This is a genomic window from Glycomyces tritici, from assembly GCF_030403505.1.
Window position 1 is genome coordinate 566,083 of sequence record NZ_JAUEMJ010000004.1, and the last position, 15,638, is coordinate 581,720.

Here is a 15,638-nt window from a genome sequence, read left to right on the forward strand (position 1 = left end):
GTGCGCGGGCACGGGCCGTGAGGCCCGTCCCGCGCGGTCATGCCCAGAGCTGCGAGCCGTAAGGCCCCACGGCAGAGTCCGGATGGTCCAATGCGTCCCGGTCGGACGCAACGGCATTCGAGCCACGTTGTAATCTCTCGGCAGTCGAGCGCTTCGAGCTCAAGAACTATTCCGGGAGGACCGTATGGCCACTGTTGACGAATGCCGCAATGTGCTGGAGAAGATGGCGGGCAAGGTCGCCAGGAAGTCCGACGAGCTCGAGCTCGAAGAGGGCTTCGAGCGCACGCTGGCCGTTGAGATCACCGACCTGAAGCAGGCCTTCAGCGCCAAGCTCTCCGGCAACAAGCTCACCGACCTGCTCGACGGCGACGCCCCCGACGCTGAGGTGCGCATCCTGATCGCCTCTGACGACCTGATCGCCCTGTCGAAGAAGGAACTCAAGCCCGCCAAGGCGATCCTGACCGGCAAGATCAAGATCAAGGCCTCCGTCAAGGACCTCGCCAAGCTGCGCAAGGCCCTCAAGGTCGACTAAGCACCCGCCATCGACGTAAGGCGCTGCGCCCCACCGGCACAGCGCCGCCGAAGAAAACGAAGCCCGGACTGCGGCAGTCCGGGCTTCATGCTTGTCCCCTGCTAGATCGACAGGAGCTTCTCCGCGGCCGCGCCCACCGGGACCGGCGCCGAGGTCGGGTCGTAGCCCGCCATATCGGCTGCGGCCCAGCTCAACTCGCAGAGCGCCCGCCACGCGTCCAGGTCGGCGCCCTCGCCGCTGAGGCTGATCTTCTTGCCCTCCAAGGTCGCCGTCCAGCCGCCGCACTCGATGCGGTCGACCGCGTCGTTCCAGTCGGGCTCGGGGTGCGGCTCGGTCAGCGCCGCAAGGCTCCAGCCGAGGTAGGTCGGCCGCTGCTCGGGCGGCAGCGCCAGCGCCGAACGCGGCGAGGCGACACCGGTGAACACCAGCAGGGAGTCGATGCCCGCCCGGTTGGCGCCCTCGATGTCCGAGTCCGGCCGGTCGCCGACCATGACCGCGCGGGCACCGGGCTTGCGCGCCAGCGCGGACCGGTAGATCCCCGGCTCGGGCTTCCCTGCCACGACATCGGGCCCGCGGCCCAGCGCCGTGGCGATCGCGCCCGCCAGAGCGCCCGTACCGGGCAGCGGACCGTCCGGTGTGGGCAGGGTGGCGTCGAGGTTCGTGGCGACCCAGAGCGCGCCGTTGCGGGCGGCGATGGTCAGGTCCGCGAGGTCCCGCCACGTCAGCGACGGGATCATGCCGTAGCCGATGCCTTGGGCCGCTTTGGGGTCCGTCGTCGCGACCAGGCCCTGGGACTCTACTGCGTTGCGCAGCGCCTCAGAGCCGGTCACGAGGATCAGGGCGCCTTCGCCGAGGCGCTCGCGCAGGATCTCGGCCACGACCTGCGCCGAGGTGAGCACCTGGGACTCCTCGGCTGGGATGTCCATGCCGCGCAAGGCCTCGGCGACCACCTGCGGGCTCCGGGAGGCGTTGTTGGTGACGAACACCGGGTCGCAGTCGAGCCCCGGAAGGGCCGCGAGGGTCGCGGCCGCTTCCGGGATCGGCTGACTGAGCAGGTAGACGACACCGTCGAGGTCGAGCAGCGCTTGGTCGTAAGCGCCGGCGAGTGCCTCAGGCGCGCCTTTCAGTCGGGTCATCAGATTCCTCAGCGTCAGGGGTCGACCCGGCGCTGGAGGACGCCGGCGTCGCGAACGGAGTGGTCGAAGGCGGCGCGGGCGTCGTCTCGGTCCTCACGTCGTCCTTGACGTCGGCCTCGGACTCCTCGTCGTCTTCGAAGTCTTCTTCGTCGTCGTCGAAGTCGTCGCCATCGTCGTCGTCGTAGTCGTCTTCGTCCTCGAGGTCGTCGTCCTCGTCGTCCTCGTCGTCGTCGTCATCGAGGTCGTCGTCGTCCTCGTCGTCGAATTCCTCGTCGTCCTCGTCGTACTCTTCGACGACGATGCCTTCGAGCTCGAGCAGGCGCTCGGCGGCGCCGGTGTCGCCGGTCTCGTCGGCGGCGACCGCCTTCGAGAGCCATTCGCGGGCTTCGTCTTCACGGCCGTCGGCCAGCAGGCCCTCGGCGTAGGCGTAGCGGAGGCGGGCGACCCACGGCTCGGTCTTCGGCGAGTTGAGCCCGCCGACCTTCAGCATCGCGGTCGCGGCCTCGCCCATGCCCATGTCGCGGCGGGCGCCGGAGGCGACGATGAGCAGTTCGACCCGCACTTCGGGGTCGACGCTCTCGTCGCTGCCGAACTCGCGGTAGAGGTCGATCGCGCGCTCGGGGTGCCCAAGGGCGCGTTCGCAGTCGGCGATGAGCGCCACGTGGTCGTGCGTGCCGCCCAGGCGCTGCGCGGCGCGCAGCTCGTTGACGGCCAGCTGCCACTCCTCGGCGCCGTACGCGGCCACACCGGTGACCTCGCGGACCACGGCCACGCGGGACGCCTTGCGGCGGGCGTAGCGGGCCTGCTCGAGCGCGCCTTCGATGTCGTCCTCGGCGAGGAGCGCGGCAGCGGCGAGGAGCCGGTTGCCGACGGCCTCGGCGAGCTGCTTGTTCAAGCTGCGCAGCCCGGCCTTGGTCTCCTTGTCGAGCTGGTCGAAGCCGTACTCGACGCCTTCGGGGAGGTCGGGCGCCTCGTCGGACTCGCCCATGCGGATCGGGCCCTCGTGCCCGGCCTCGCGCTCCTCGAGCGGACGCAGGTTGTCCTTGCCGCGGCGCTCCTTGCCGTCGCGGCCGAAGCGGTCGTCGCCCCGGTCGTCACGGCGCGGACGGTCGTCGCGGTCGAACCGGCGCTGGCCTTGGCCCTCGCGGTTCTCGAACTTGCGCGGCCGGTCGTCGTCGCGGCGGGGGCGGTCGTCCCGGTCGAAGCGGCGGGGACGGTCGTCCCGGTCGAAGCGGCGGGGACGGTCGTCGCCGTCGCGGCGCGGGCGGTCCTCACTGCCTTCGAACCGGCGCGGGCCCTGGCCCTCGCGGTTCTCGAACTTGCGCGGGCGGTCGTCATCGCGGGCCGGTCGGTCGGAACGGTCCTCGAACCGGCGCGGACGGTCGTCCTCGCGGCGGGGACGGTCGTCCCGGTTGCCCTCGAAGCGGCGCGGTCCGCGGTCGTCGCGGTTGAAGCCGCCACTGCGGTTGTCACCGTCGCGGCGGGGACGGTCGTCACGGTTGCCTTCGAAGCGGCGCGGTCCGCGGTCGTCGCGGTTGTAGCCACCGCGGCTGTCGCCGTCACGGCGGGGGCGGTCATCGCGGTTGCCTTCGAAACGACGCGGACGGTCGTCGCGGTTAAAACCACCACCGCGGTTGTCGCGGTTGTAACCACCGCTGCGGCCGTCCCGGTTGTAGCCGCCGCTGCGGCCGCCGTCGCCGTCGCGGCGCGGTCCGCGGTCGTCGCGGTTGTAACCACCGCGGCTGTCGCCGTCGCGGCGCGGGCCGCGGTCATCGCGGTTGAACCCGCCGCTGCGCGGCCGGTCGTCGCGGTTGTAGCCACCACTGCGCCCGCCGCGGTCGTCACGGCTGTAGCCGCCGCTGCGGCCCCCGTCGCCATCGCGGCGCGGGCGGTCGTCGCGGCTGCCTTCGAAGCGGCGCGGGCCGCGGTCATCGCGGTTGTACCCGCCACTGCGGCCACCGCGGTCGTCACGGCTGTAGCCGCCGCTGCGGCCCCCGTCGCCGTCACGGCGCGGGCGGTCGTCGCGGTTGTAGCCGCCACTGCGGCTGTCGCGGTTAAAGCCACCGCCACGGCTGTCGCCGTCCCGGCGCGGCCGGTCATCACGGCTGCCTTCGAAGCGGCGCGGGCCGCCCCGGTCGTCGCGGTTGTACCCGCCGCTGCGGTTGTCGCGGTTGTAGCCGCCACTGCGGCCCCCGTCGCCCTCACGGCGAGGACGGTCGTCCCGGTCATCGTAGCGCCGCGGGCGGTCATCGCGGCCTTCACTGCGGCCGTAGCCGCCCCGGCTGTCCCCTCGGCCGTCCTGGCGGTTGTACCCGCCGCTGCGGCCCGAACGGTCGCCGTAGCCGCCGCCCTCGCGACGGCCGTAGCCGCCTCGTCGGTCATCTTCACCCTTGCGGGCGCGGCCGTCTTCAGCCACTCGATTCTCCCCCTCTATTCACCGCGACAAAACCAGCCAAGTGTATGCCTCAGCCGACTACCTCGAACCCGGCGACGGTCTTCTTGCCGCGCCGGATCACTCCGTACCGTCCGTGAAGCAGGTCAGAAGGGTCGATAACGGCCGCAGGATCACTCACCCGGACGTTGTTCAGGTAGGCCCCGCCCTCCTTCGCGGCGCGGCGGGCCTCGCCCAGGCTCGCGACCACGCCGGACTCCTTCATGGCCTCGGCCACCGTGACGCCTGGCTTCGTGAACTCCGCCAGGCCCGCCTCGACGAGCGCGGCGCGCAGCGTCGACTCGGGCAGCTCGGCGAGCTCGCCGCGGCCGAACAGCGCCTGCGAGGCGGCCACGACATGCGCGGTCTCCTCGGCGCCGTGCAGCAGCGAGGTCATCTCCTCCGCGAGCGCCTTCTGCGCGAGACGCGCGGCGGGCTTCTCAGCGGTCGCCCGCTCCAGCTCCTCGATCTCCTCATGGGACTTGAACGAGAAGTACTTCAGGTAGCCCACCACGTCGGCGTCGGCCGAGTTCACCCAGAACTGGTAGAACGCGTACGGGCTGGTCAGCTCGGGATCGAGCCAGACGGCCCCGCCTTCGGTCTTGCCGAACTTCGTGCCGTCGGCCTTGAGGACCAGCGGGGTGACGAAGGCGTGGACGTGCTCGGCGGCCTTGCGGCGCACGAAGTCCACGCCCGCGGTGATGTTGCCCCACTGGTCGGACCCTCCGAACTGGAGGGAGCAGCCGTGGCGGCGGTGCAGCTCGTAGAAGTCGTTGGACTGCAGCAGCTGGTAGGAGAACTCGGTGAAGGAGATGCCGGATTCGAGCCGGGCCTTCACGACCTCGCGGGCGAGCATCTTCGAGACCGGGAAGTGCTTGCCGACGTCCCGGAGGAACTCCACGACGCCCATCTCGCTGGTCCAGTCGAGGTTGTTGACCGGGATCGCGCCGTTCTCGCCGTCGTAGGTGACGAACGGGGCGAGCTGCCCCCGGATCTTCTCGACCCATCCGGCCACGACCTCGGGCGGGTTGATGCTGCGCTCCCCCGCCTCCTTGGGGTCGCCGATCTGGCCGGTCGCGCCGCCCACGAGCAGCAGCGGCCTCAGGCCCGCCTGCTGGAGGCGGCGGGCGGTGATGACCTGCATGAGGTGGCCGACGTGCAGGCTGACCGCGGTCGGGTCGAAGCCCACATAGAAGGTCACCTGGCCCGCGTCGATGTGCTCGCGGAGAGCGTCGATGCCGGTGGAGTCCTGGATGAGGCCGCGCCATGCGAAGTCGTCGAGAATATGCACGCCCTCATTGTGCCCTAGCGGGCGAAGCGCTTTTCGGGCTCCGAGGCCGGTCGTGACCCTGCCGTCAGGCCTCCGCGTGCCGCCCCGCCTCGCCGAGCGCCAGCGCGACCTCGATCTGGACGCGCAGCTCAAGGGCCGCATTGGTCTTCGCGACCTGCTTGGTCGGGCCCTTGCCCTCGGCCGCGACGTGCTCGTCGGAGACCTGCAGCCGCCCTTCCGCACGGCAGGTGAAGACCCGCTCGTGCGAGGGGCCGTCGACCGAGAAATCCCAGGTGAGCGGCTTGATCAGACCGCGTGCGGCGTAGATCTGGACCGCTTCGGCCGGGTTGACCGCGGCGTCCACGAGGAGCTTCTTCGGGCCCTCAGTGCGCGGCTTGGCCACCGCGTCAGAGGACGGGTCGGGCAGGCCCGCCAGCGCGGCGACGAGCGCCAGGGCGGCCTGGTTGCGGGCTTCCTTCTTGTTGCGCTGCAGGCGCTTCGGCGAGTCGACCTGCTCGTCGCCGTAGCGGATGGAGACCTGCGCGGAGAAGAGCGGGCCCTCGAAGCCGGGCTCGTCCTCGACGGTCCAGAGCACGTTCGTCTCGTTGCTGACGGGGCCGCCGAGGCGGTCCTGGAGGTAGACGTTGACGATCGACTGGGCCTGCTGGGGCTCGTCGGCGAGCATCCGGTTCATGCGCTCGCGCAGCGGTTCGAACTCGCCGCGGCCGTAGAGGTAGACGGAGGCGAACTCGCGGAGCTGGAGTTCGCGGGCGTCGAGGCGGCGGGCGGTGTCCTCGGCGAGCCCGGCCGGGTGCTCGCCGCGCTCGACGGCGAACTGGAGGACGCGGGCGTACTGCTTGTAGGGCAGGGCGGTGAAGTCGGCGGCCGCGGCGTGCTTCGCGGTCTGCTCGTGGGCCTTCTGCTTGAAGTACTCGGCTTTGGCGCGGCGCTCCTCCTCGACGCGCTCGTTCACGTGCGCCGCGATGGCGTCGAGCTCTTCGGCGGGGTAGGGGCTCGGGCGGCCGAGGGCGGCGGCGAGCAGGATGCGCTGGACGACGAGGTCGGGGTAGCGGCGGATGGGGCTGGTCGCGTGCGTGTACGCGGGCAGCTGAAGTCCGTGGTGGCCGTGCACGGTGGGGCCGTAGGTCGCGGCGCGGGCGACCATGCGCATGCGGGCGCGGAGCATCTCGAAGGCGGCGCCGTCGCCGCTGGCGGCGATCGAGTCGAGCTCGGCGCGCAGTTCCGCGGGGTCGCCGGCGACGGCGGCGAGGCGGTGGTTGCGGAAGAGGATCGGCAGGTCCTCGCGCACGGCCCAGGAGGCGATCTGCGCGTTGGCGGCGATCATGAACTCCTGCACGATGATGTAGCCGGAGTTGCGCATCGAGCTGTCGAGCCGGACGAGCTGGCCCTCCTCGTTGGTGGCGAAGCCGGAGAGGAGGTCGTAGAACGCGAGTGCGCCGGCGTTGCGGCGGGCGGCGAGCATCGTCTGGGCGAAGCGCAGGGCGAGCGCGAGCGTGCCGTGGAGGGGGTGGGTGTCGTCGTTCGCGGCGGTCGCGGCCTCGCCGTGGGTCATGATCCACGACCGGGTGAGGCGTCCGGGGCCGAGTTCGGCGGTGAGCACGCGGCCGGCGGCGTCGAGTCTGAGGTGGACGGCGAAGGTGTCGTTCTCGCGGCCGGGTTCGAGGGAGGCGGCTTCGACGACGGGCGCGGGGAGCATGTGCTTGGTGTGCTCGGGCCGGTAGCGGGTGTGGACGCGGCGGTGGGCCTCGGTGTCGGCGCGGCCGCCGGTGGTGACGTGGTCGGCGACCCGGGCGATGTGGACCCAGACGTCGAAGCCGTCGCCGTGGGGCTCGATCCAGATGGCGTCGTCGCGATCGACCGTGGTGGCGGCGTCGATCATGATCCCGGTCTCGGCGGGGTTGTGCTCGACCAACTGCGCTCCTCGTTCGTCTCGCGCCATATCGTAGCGGGCAGCTCACTCGCATCGTTTCCCGTCTCGGGAAAGGTTGCGGGGCCGCGACACCTTGCAGGAGAGCGCGAGCGCTTTGGACGAGTGCGCCGACGCGGCGAGAGGGACCGAGCGCCGAGCGCTCGGTCCCTCTCGACGGTCCGTTCGGTCAGGGGCGCAGGTCCCAGGTCTCCAGTCGTCCGCACATGCCCCACTTGCCCACCGCGTCCCCGGCGTTGCCGGCGTGGGCGTCGCACAGGTGGGTCGCGTCGGCCCGCTCGAGGGCGTCCAGGTGGGCGCCCGTGGCGTCGGCCTGGGCCTTGGGCCCTGCCGCCCAGATCCGCCGCCAGGTCTCGGCGCGGCCCGAGACGAGCTGTGCCGCCTTGTCCCACAAGGGCTTCATGGCCGCGGGGCCCTCGGCCTCGACGCGTTCGCGCAGGGCGAGGTAGCCGTCGATCGCGAGGTCCCGGCGGGCCCGGGTGGCCTCGCCGCGCTGGCTCTCGGTGAGCCCTTCGGCGGCCGGTGCCGTCGCGGCGGCCCGGTAGGCCTCCGGGTCGGCAAGGGTCGCTTCGGGAAAGGTGAACACGGCGTCCCCGGCCTCGGGGATGCCGGCGTTCTGCATGACCACGACGACCTGGAGGTCGCCCGAGCCGTTGACCGCGCGGTGGACCGTCCCGGGGGTGAACCACAGGACGGTCCCGCGCTTGAGCTCGTGGCGCTCGAAGCCGTTCCCCGAGAGCGTCTCCACCGCTCCGGTGCCGCCGACGACGACGTAGCCCTCGGTGGAGGCGGTGTGGAGGTGCGGGCTGCCGCCCGCCTGCCCGTCGGCCGCGGGCCAGTCGTAGACCGAGACGAGGGAGACGGCCGTGCCGCCCGGGAAGCCGCTCATCGCTACCCCAACCGGTCCAGTTCGGCGGCGGCGAGCGCAGCGGCCTTGGCGGCGCCGTCGATGCCGGTGTCGCCGTTGCAGATGGCGACGGCGTGGCGCAGCGTCACGGTGTCGCCGGGCTCCATCGGCAGCTCGGTGTCGAAGAACGGCGCGGGGCAGACCGCGGCGAACGGGGTCGTGCGGACGAACCACTTGACGGGCGCGGTCGGGTTCTCCGGGTGGTCGGTGAAGACCAGCGTGGAGACGGCGTCGACCGAGTCGTGCTTGCCGCGGTAGGCGAGCCAGTCGCCGCGCTCGCCCATCTTCTCGTCGCCGCCTTCGCCTTCGGCGGTGTAGACGGTGCCTTCGGTGAAGGAGCGCGGTCCGCGCCAGAAGAAGCCGCCGTAGCCCGCGTTCTCGCGGCCCTCGGTGGTGGGGCTGCCCATGACGACCGTGTTCTCGGTGTCGTTGGTGAACGCGGTCGTGAACGACAGCACCCAGGTGTCGTCGGCGAGGACGGTGACGGCGAAGGTGCGGGTCTCGGAGAAGAAGTGGCGGCCGTCCTGGGTGATCCAGTCGAGGCGCTCCACGGCCTTGACACCGTGCTCGTCCGAGGTGAGCTCGGTGAACTCACTGTGGACCATGGCGCCGTCGTTCTTCTCGTCCACGTAGCCCTTGCCGCGGCGGAAGGTCGCGCCGCCCCAGAAGTTCTCGGGGCCCGCGTTCGGCAGGGAGAGCGCGATGCCCTTGTGCCACACGTGGTCGTGCGGGCGGTAGAGGCTCACCTGGTTGCCGGCGAGGTCGTAGAGCGGTTCGAAGTAGGGCCGCGGGGATTCGAACTGGGCGTTGTCGGGGCGGTAGACGTACCGCAGGATCGTCAAGTCGCCCTTGTTGATCGAGACGGCGGTGCCGTTGTCGTCGAGGTGCAGCGTCATCGGTGTGCTCTCCAGTCGTTGCTCGGTTTGGCGGCTCTGTCGGGCGGTCACTTGCGGTCGGGCCAGGGCGCGCCTGAGCCGTCCATGCGCTGGTAGAACGGCGAGGTCGGGTCGATCTCCCCGGCGCGGACGCGCTTGCCGGTGAAGGCGGAGGCGTAGATCGCGGCGAGGAGCTCGAGGGTGCGGCGGGCCTCCTCGACGGTGACCGGCGGGGCGGCCTTCCCGTCGAGGGCGTCGGCGATGCGCAGGAACTGGGCGTAGTGGCCCGAGTTCCGGCCGCGGGGCTCGCCCGCCCAGGCGAGGTGGACCTCTTCGGCGGCCGCGTCGATCGGGTGGATGCTCCAGTTGTCGTCGCCGTAGCCGTAGAGGTGGTCGAGTTCGACGGTGGCGTTGTCGAAGTCGAGCCGGATCTGCGAGACCTCGCGCGGGGAGAGCAGCGAGTTCGTGATGACCACCGAGGCACCGGACTCGAGGGTGACGATCGCGTGCGAGACGTCCTCGGTGTTGGTGATGCGGCGGTGGCGGTGGGCGGTGGCGACCACTTCGGACCAAGGCCCGACCAGGGAGAGGAGCGTGTCGATCTGGTGGATGCCGTGGCCCATGGTGGGGCCGCCGCCCTCGGTCTCCCAGCGTCCGCGCCATTCGACCGCGAAGTACTCCTCGGGGCGGTACCAGAGGGTGTCGCATTTCGCGACGGCGAGGCGGCCGAGGACGCCCGAGGCGGTCATGTCGCGCACGCGTTCGGCGGCGGAGCCGAAGCGGTGCTGGGAGATGAGCGCGAAGTCGCCCTTCGAGGCGGATGCGGCGGCGGCGATCCGGTCGAACTCGGCGAGGCTCAGCGCCGGGGGCTTCTCGCAGATGACGCCGACGCCGGCTTCGAGGGCGGCGATGGCACCGGGCGCGTGCGCCACGGGCGGGGTGCAGAGGTCGACCAGGTCGAGGGTCTCGGCGGCCAGCAGCTCCTCGATCGAGGCGTACCCGCTCGCGACGCCGAACTTCTGCTTGAACGCGTTGAGGCGGTCGGTGTCGGGGTCGACGGCCGCGACCAGCTCGATCCGGCCTTGACAGTGATCGCGCAGCTGCTCGGCGTGCAGGTGGGCGATGCCGCCGGTGCCGACTACGGCGAGGCGGTAGGGGGAGGACACAGTGGACTCCTTCGTCACAGGGTCTGTAAACGCTTTCCAGCGTCTGAGTGAATACTAGCCGACAACGGACGCGGAAGTGACTTGGGTCGCCAGGGCCCGGGTGCCCGGCTCCAGGCGCCGGGTGCCCGTCACCTCGACGTTCAGCGAGGCCACAGTGTCCGCCGCCGACCGCGCGAGACGCAGCTCGAGCGCCCCTGCCTCGACGACCCACCCGCCGTCCGCACCGACGAACGCGGCCAGCTCGACGGGCATGGCGAAGCGGGCCTCGCCGGCCTCACCGGGAGCCAGGTCGAGCCGCGCGAAACCGACCAGGCGCTGCACGGGGCGAACCGCGGAGGCCACCGGGTCGTGGAGGTAGAGCTGCACGACCTCGGTGCCGTGGCGCTCACCCGTGTTGCGCACGCGGACCGCGAGCTCGACGACTTCGTCCGGGCCGACCTCGGCGCCGGAGACGAGCGCCGCCTCGTCCCACGTGAACTCGGTGTACGAGAGGCCGTGGCCGAACACGTAGCGGGCCGTCGGGTCCACCGACGAGACCGAGGAGCGCCGGGCCAGTTCAGGGGCGAGGTAGGTGGCGGGCGGGGAGTCCGCGCGCGCCGGAACGCCCGCAGGCAGGCGCCCTTCGGGCTCGGCCGCTCCGGTGAGCACCGCGCTGATCGCGCCGGCGCCCTCCTGGCCGGGCAGGAACGCCTGCACGATCGCGGCGGCCCGGTCCGGGGCCGTGCCGAGCGCGTACGGGCGGCCCGAGATCACGACGACCACGGTGGGCGTGCCGGAGTCGAGCACCGCTTCGAGCAGTTCGGCCTGGCGGCCCGGCAGCGCGTGCGTCGGGGCGTCGCAGCCCTCGCCGGAGGTGCCCCGGCCGAAGAGCCCGGAGCGGTCGCCGACGGCGACGATCGCGAGGTCGGCAGCGGCGGCGGCGTTCGCCGCGGCGGCGATCTCGGCGTCGGAGGCGTCGAGGACGGAGCCGGCGGCGAGGTGCTCGACGACCGCGGCCGGGAGGTCCGCTTTGAGCCGCTCGAGGAGCGTGGCGATCGAGACGCCCATGTCCACGTGCGGGTACGGGTCGTCCGAGTCGATGGACGCGGCATCGTTGCGGCCGTGGTGGTTCGGGAAGGCATAGCAGCCGAGCATGACGGCCTTGTCGTCCGCGACGGGGCCGACGAGCGCGATCCGCCCCGGCTCGGCCTTGAGCGGCAGCGTGCCGTCGTTGGACAGGAGCACGATCGACTTGCGGGCCACCTCGGCGGCCAGCACGCGGGCGTGGGGCGGGTCGAGGTCGATCTCCGCGGCGGGCTCGGGGAGCTCCTCGAGGAGGCCCAGCTGGATCTTCTGGGTGAGCACGCGCTCGACGGCGCGGTCGATCACGCCTTCGTCGATGCGGCCGGCGGCGACGGCGGACTGCAGGGGCTCGCCGTAGCAGTCGACGCTCGGCAGCTCGACGTCCACGCCGCCCGCGAGGCCCAGCACGGCCGCTTCGGAGCGGTCGGCGGCGACGCTGTGCAGGGAGTTGAGGAAGTTGACGCCGAAGTAGTCGGAGACCACGGTCCCCTCGAAGCCCCATTCGTCCCGCAGGATGCTCTGCAGCAGCTCGGGGTTGGCGTGGGAGGCGATGCCGTCGTTGGCGGCGTAGGAGGGCATCACGGAGCCGGCGCGGCCGATGCGCACGGCCATCTCGAACGGGGTCAGGTAAGTCTCGGCGAACTGCCGCGGGCCCATGTAGACCGGTCCGAAGTTGCGGGCCGCGTGCGAGGCGGAGTAGCCGGCGAAGTGCTTCAGCGTGGCGACGATCCCGGAGTCCTGGAGGCCCGAGACGTACGCGGTGGCGAGCGTGCCCGTCAGGTACGGGTCCTCGCCCATCGTCTCCTCGGTCCGGCCCCAGCGCGAGTCGGCGACGACGTCCAGCACGGGGGCGAGGCCCTGGTGGACGCCCACGCTGCGCATGGTCGCGCCGATCTGCTGGGCCATCGCGCCGATGAGCTCGGGGTCGAAGGTCGCGCCCCAGGCGAGGGCGGTCGGGAAGATGGTCGCGCCGTGGGCCATGAAACCGGTGAGGCACTCCTCGTGGGCCAGGGCGGCGATGCCGAAGCGGCTGGAGGCCCGGATGCGCTGCTGCAGGGCGGCGAGGTTGGCCGCGCCTTCGGCGGCCGGGACAGGGGCCGAACCGAAGGGGCGGGTCAGCTGGCCCAACCCGTGCGCGATGGCCTCGTCCTCGGAGACGCCGCTGTTCTGCTCGCTCTGGTGCGGGGCCATGTCGGCGGCGTCCGCGTCGACGCCGCGCCACAGGCTGTACAGCTGCGCGCATTTCTCTTCGAGCGTCATCCGCTTGACAAGACCGGCGGCGCGTTCGGCCGCGTCCGCGGGGGTGTCGGTGTCCATGCTGCTCCACTCAAGCGGCCCGGAGCATTGGAACTGCTGGTTCCGGGCCGATAGTTTCTGAAACTTTTCTGATCGTTTTCGATACAGGTTTGCACACCATAACATTGATGACGGGCTACTTCTAGGCTTGATTTAAGCGTGGGATGCGTTTGCCCAGGACGTTTTATCGAGCGAAGTTCTCGAAAGTTTCGGGTGGAATCCGGGAGCCCTGGGGCACAGCTATAAGATGTCGGCACTACGGTTGGGCAGGAACGACCAGGAGGACCTTTGAGCGAAGACGAACATGGGCGCATCACGATCCGGGCCATCGCCGACGAGGCCGGCGTCAGCGTGCCGACGGTCTCGCGAGTCATCAACGGACGCTCGGACGTCGCCCCCGAGACGCGCAAACGCGTCGAGGAACTGCTGAACGAGCGCGGCTATCAGCGCCGCCGCTCCACCCGCGCGCCCAGCCGCGCGCGCCTGGTCGACCTCGTCTTCAACGAACTGGACAGCCCCTGGGCCGTGGAGATCATCCGCGGCGTCGAGGACGCGGCCCACGCCGCCGGCGTCGGCACCGTGGTCTCGGCGGTCCACCGCCGCCGCGCCTCGACCGAGCAGTGGCTGGACAACCTCCGCACGCGCGCCTCCGACGGCGTCATCCTGGTGGTCTCCCAGCTCGCCTCCCCGATCCTGGAGCAGCTGCGCCACCTCGGGGTCCCCATGGTCGTGCTCGACCCCTCCGGGGGCCCGACGATGGACGCCCCGGCGATCGGCGCCACCAACTGGGCCGGCGGCCTGGCCGCGACCGAACACCTGATCTCCTTGGGCCATACCCGTATCGGCTTCATCCACGGCCCCAAGCAGGTGCTCTGCTCCCGGGCGCGCTTCGACGGCTACCGCGCCGCCCTTGACGCGGCCGGCCTCACCTACGACCCGACGCTGATCTACGACGGCGACTTCTACCACCAGTCCGGCTTCGACGCCGCGTCCTCGCTCATGCGCCTCCCCGAGCCGCCGACCGCGATCTTCGCCTCCTCGGACCAGATGGCCTTCGGCGCCTACGAGGCGATCCGCCAAGCGGGCCTGCGCATCCCCGAGCACGTGAGCATCATCGGCTTCGACGACCTCCCCGAGTCGCGCTGGACCAGCCCGCCGCTGACCACGGTGCGCCAGCCCCTCGCCGAGATGGGCGCCCTCGCCGCCCGCACGGTCCTGGAGATGGCGGCCGGCAACGACATCGACTCGCCCCGCCTCGAGCTCGCCACCGAGCTCGTCGTCCGCGAGTCCACCGCACCCCTGGTCTGAACCGGGGTCAGGAGTCCGGGTCGTAGAGGAGGACCCGGACCTCCTGCGCGCACCGGCAGGCCTTCGCGAACCGGGCGGCCCACGCCAGGGCCTCCTCGCCGGAGTCCACCTCGATGATCGCGAACCCGCCCAGGACCGCCTTGGTCTCGGGGAACGGCCCCTCGGCGACCGTGCCGTCTGTGTCCACGATGCTCGCGCGCTGGCTTTCCAGCCCTGCGCCGAAGATCCAGACGCCGGCCTCCTTCGCCGCCGCGACCACCGCGCGCGAATCCCGGCTCACCTCGGGCAGGTCCTCCTCGGGGAAGGTCATCGCCCCGTCGTCGAACGAGATCAGATAGCGCTCCATACCGGTGCCTCCTGTCCGGCGCCGGCCGCGGTGCACGGCGCCCCGCCCCGATCGTACGGACGGGGTCCGACACCGTCCCCGGATCAGGCGTTCGGGGCCACGTCGGTGCCCGCCCCGCGCTTGCGGGGCTTGACCGCCTCGCGGACCGCCTCGGGGGCGGCGTCAAGACCGAGGGGGACGAGGCCCGCGTCCGCGATGAGCGCGAGGTCGTCCTTCGCCGCCTGGCCCTCGCTGGTCAGGTAGTCCCCCAGGAAGATCGAGTTGACGATCTGGAGCGCCACGCCCTGCATGTGCCGCAAGTGGACCTCGCGGCCCGCCGCGAGGCGCACCTCCGCGGCCGGGTTCGCCAGGCGCACCATCGCGAGGATGCGCAGGCACCGGCGCGGGTCGAGCTCCCACGTGTCCTGGAGGGGCGTGCCGTCGAAGGGCAGCAGGAAGTTCACCGGGATCGAGTCCACATCGAGCCCCCTGAGCCCCAAGGCGACCGAGACGAGGTCGGCGTCCGACTCCCCCATGCCCGCGATGAGGCCCGAGCACGGGGACAGGCCCGCGCCGTGCGCGGCGTTCACGGTGTCCACCCGGTCGCCGAAGGTGTGGGTCGAGCAGATCTCGGCGTAGGAGTCCTCAGCGGTGTTGAGGTTGTGGTTGTAGGCGTCCGCGCCGAGGTCGGCGAGGCGCTCGGCCTGGCCCTCCTTGAGCAGGCCCAGGCACGCGCACACCTCCACGCCGGGTGCGGCGTTCTTCACCGCGGCGATGGTCTTGCCGACGCGCTCGACGTCCATATCGGTCGGACCGCGCCCGCTTGCGACCAGGCACACCCGCGAGGCCCCGCCCGAGACGCCGGCCGCGGCCTGCTCGGCGGCCTGCTCCGGGCTCAGCCACGTGTACTTGAGGACGTCGGCCTTCGAACCGAGCCGCTGCGAGCAGTAGTTGCAGTCCTCGGGGCACAGCCCGCTCTTGAGGTTCACCAGGTAGTTGAGCTTGACCGTGTTCCCGAAGTGGCGGAACCGGTGCCGCGCGGCCGCGGCGACCACGTCCATGAGCTCGGCGTCCGCGCTCGCCAGCACCGCTTCGAGGTCGGCGGCGGCCGGGGCCTCCCCCGCGTCGGCGGCGGCGGACAGGCGGCTGAGGGCTTCGTGCACTGCGGTCATGGCAAAAATCTTGCCACAGCGCGGACACGCGGGACCTTTCGCATGGTTCGCGGCCATTGCGTGCGATAGGCATCGGACATCACCCTCAGACCGCAGCGTCGCGATCCGAATACACTTGCTACAGTGGGTGGTCGGTGCTGCGAAGAACGCGGCGGGCTGGTGGAGGTCCCCCCTGCTCGCGTTTCATACGACGAACCGCTCGAGCCATCC

12 protein-coding genes are annotated in these 15,638 nt (G+C 71.5%); 2 read left to right on the top strand and 10 right to left on the bottom strand.

Annotation, left to right across the window (positions count from 1 at the left end; genetic code table 11):
- Positions 1-184 precede the first annotated feature (184 nt).
- A complete protein-coding gene (locus tag QWI33_RS16665) occupies positions 185-532 on the top strand; it encodes an SCP2 sterol-binding domain-containing protein (protein WP_289958268.1) in 348 nt (115 codons plus the stop codon).
- Positions 533-633: 101 nt separating this feature from the next.
- Here QWI33_RS16665 and QWI33_RS16670 read toward each other — a convergent pair whose 3' ends face one another.
- The 8 genes from QWI33_RS16670 to QWI33_RS16705 all read right to left on the bottom strand — a co-directional run bounded on the left by QWI33_RS16670 (position 634) and on the right by QWI33_RS16705 (position 12,644).
- Positions 634-1,668: an HAD-IIA family hydrolase gene (locus QWI33_RS16670; protein ID WP_289958269.1), complete on the bottom strand. Its 1,035-nt coding sequence runs from the start codon at positions 1,666-1,668 to the stop codon at positions 634-636.
- Positions 1,643-4,084: a hypothetical protein gene (locus QWI33_RS16675; protein ID WP_289958270.1), complete on the bottom strand. Its 2,442-nt coding sequence runs from the start codon at positions 4,082-4,084 to the stop codon at positions 1,643-1,645. The genes QWI33_RS16670 and QWI33_RS16675 overlap by 26 nt, the downstream gene beginning before the upstream one ends.
- Positions 4,085-4,133: 49 nt before the next feature.
- A complete protein-coding gene (tyrS, locus tag QWI33_RS16680; protein WP_289958271.1) occupies positions 4,134-5,390 on the bottom strand; it encodes a tyrosine--tRNA ligase in 1,257 nt (418 codons plus the stop codon).
- Positions 5,391-5,454: 64 nt separating this feature from the next.
- A complete protein-coding gene (locus QWI33_RS16685; protein WP_289958272.1) occupies positions 5,455-7,302 on the bottom strand; it encodes an RNB domain-containing ribonuclease in 1,848 nt (615 codons plus the stop codon).
- 184 nt (positions 7,303-7,486) lie between these two features.
- Positions 7,487-8,206, bottom strand: coding sequence for a cupin domain-containing protein (locus QWI33_RS16690; protein WP_289958273.1), 720 nt, complete (start codon positions 8,204-8,206; stop codon positions 7,487-7,489).
- 2 nt (positions 8,207-8,208) lie between these two features.
- The gene (locus QWI33_RS16695) at positions 8,209-9,120 is read right to left on the bottom strand and encodes a DUF6807 domain-containing protein (RefSeq protein WP_289958274.1); all 912 of its coding nucleotides are present in this window, start codon (positions 9,118-9,120) and stop codon (positions 8,209-8,211) included.
- Positions 9,121-9,167: 47 nt separating this feature from the next.
- Complete coding sequence (locus tag QWI33_RS16700; RefSeq protein WP_289958275.1) at positions 9,168-10,265, bottom strand: Gfo/Idh/MocA family protein; 1,098 nt, start codon at positions 10,263-10,265, stop codon at positions 9,168-9,170.
- Between the two features lie 54 nt (positions 10,266-10,319).
- Positions 10,320-12,644, bottom strand: a complete 2,325-nt coding sequence (locus QWI33_RS16705) for a beta-glucosidase family protein (RefSeq protein ID WP_289958276.1) — start codon at positions 12,642-12,644, stop codon at positions 10,320-10,322.
- A 267-nt stretch (positions 12,645-12,911) separates the two neighbouring features.
- Here QWI33_RS16705 and QWI33_RS16710 point away from each other — a divergent pair, with 267 nt between their 5' ends.
- The gene (locus QWI33_RS16710) at positions 12,912-13,931 is read left to right on the top strand and encodes a LacI family DNA-binding transcriptional regulator (protein ID WP_289958277.1); all 1,020 of its coding nucleotides are present in this window, start codon (positions 12,912-12,914) and stop codon (positions 13,929-13,931) included.
- A gap of 7 nt (positions 13,932-13,938) precedes the next feature.
- Here the strand turns inward: QWI33_RS16710 and QWI33_RS16715 are convergent, their stop codons facing one another.
- Positions 13,939-14,277 carry a YciI family protein gene (locus QWI33_RS16715; protein WP_289958278.1) on the bottom strand — a complete coding sequence of 113 codons (339 nt, stop codon included), beginning with the start codon at positions 14,275-14,277 and terminating at the stop codon, positions 13,939-13,941.
- A gap of 83 nt (positions 14,278-14,360) precedes the next feature.
- Positions 14,361-15,428 carry a biotin synthase BioB gene (gene bioB, locus QWI33_RS16720; RefSeq protein ID WP_289958279.1) on the bottom strand — a complete coding sequence of 356 codons (1,068 nt, stop codon included), beginning with the start codon at positions 15,426-15,428 and terminating at the stop codon, positions 14,361-14,363.
- Positions 15,429-15,638: the final 210 nt, after the last annotated feature.

Excerpts from the sequence above, each read along its gene's own strand:
- QWI33_RS16665 (WP_289958268.1), top strand. The coding sequence starts at position 185 with ATGGCCACTGTTGACGAATGCCGCAATGTGCTGGAGAAGATGGCGGGC.
- QWI33_RS16705 (WP_289958276.1), bottom strand. The coding sequence starts at position 12,644 with ATGGACACCGACACCCCCGCGGACGCGGCCGAACGCGCCGCCGGTCTT.
- QWI33_RS16695 (WP_289958274.1), bottom strand. The coding sequence starts at position 9,120 with ATGACGCTGCACCTCGACGACAACGGCACCGCCGTCTCGATCAACAAG.
- bioB (WP_289958279.1), bottom strand. The coding sequence starts at position 15,428 with ATGACCGCAGTGCACGAAGCCCTCAGCCGCCTGTCCGCCGCCGCCGAC.
- QWI33_RS16715 (WP_289958278.1), bottom strand. The coding sequence starts at position 14,277 with ATGGAGCGCTATCTGATCTCGTTCGACGACGGGGCGATGACCTTCCCC.
- QWI33_RS16690 (WP_289958273.1), bottom strand. The coding sequence starts at position 8,206 with ATGAGCGGCTTCCCGGGCGGCACGGCCGTCTCCCTCGTCTCGGTCTAC.
- QWI33_RS16670 (WP_289958269.1), bottom strand. The coding sequence starts at position 1,668 with ATGACCCGACTGAAAGGCGCGCCTGAGGCACTCGCCGGCGCTTACGAC.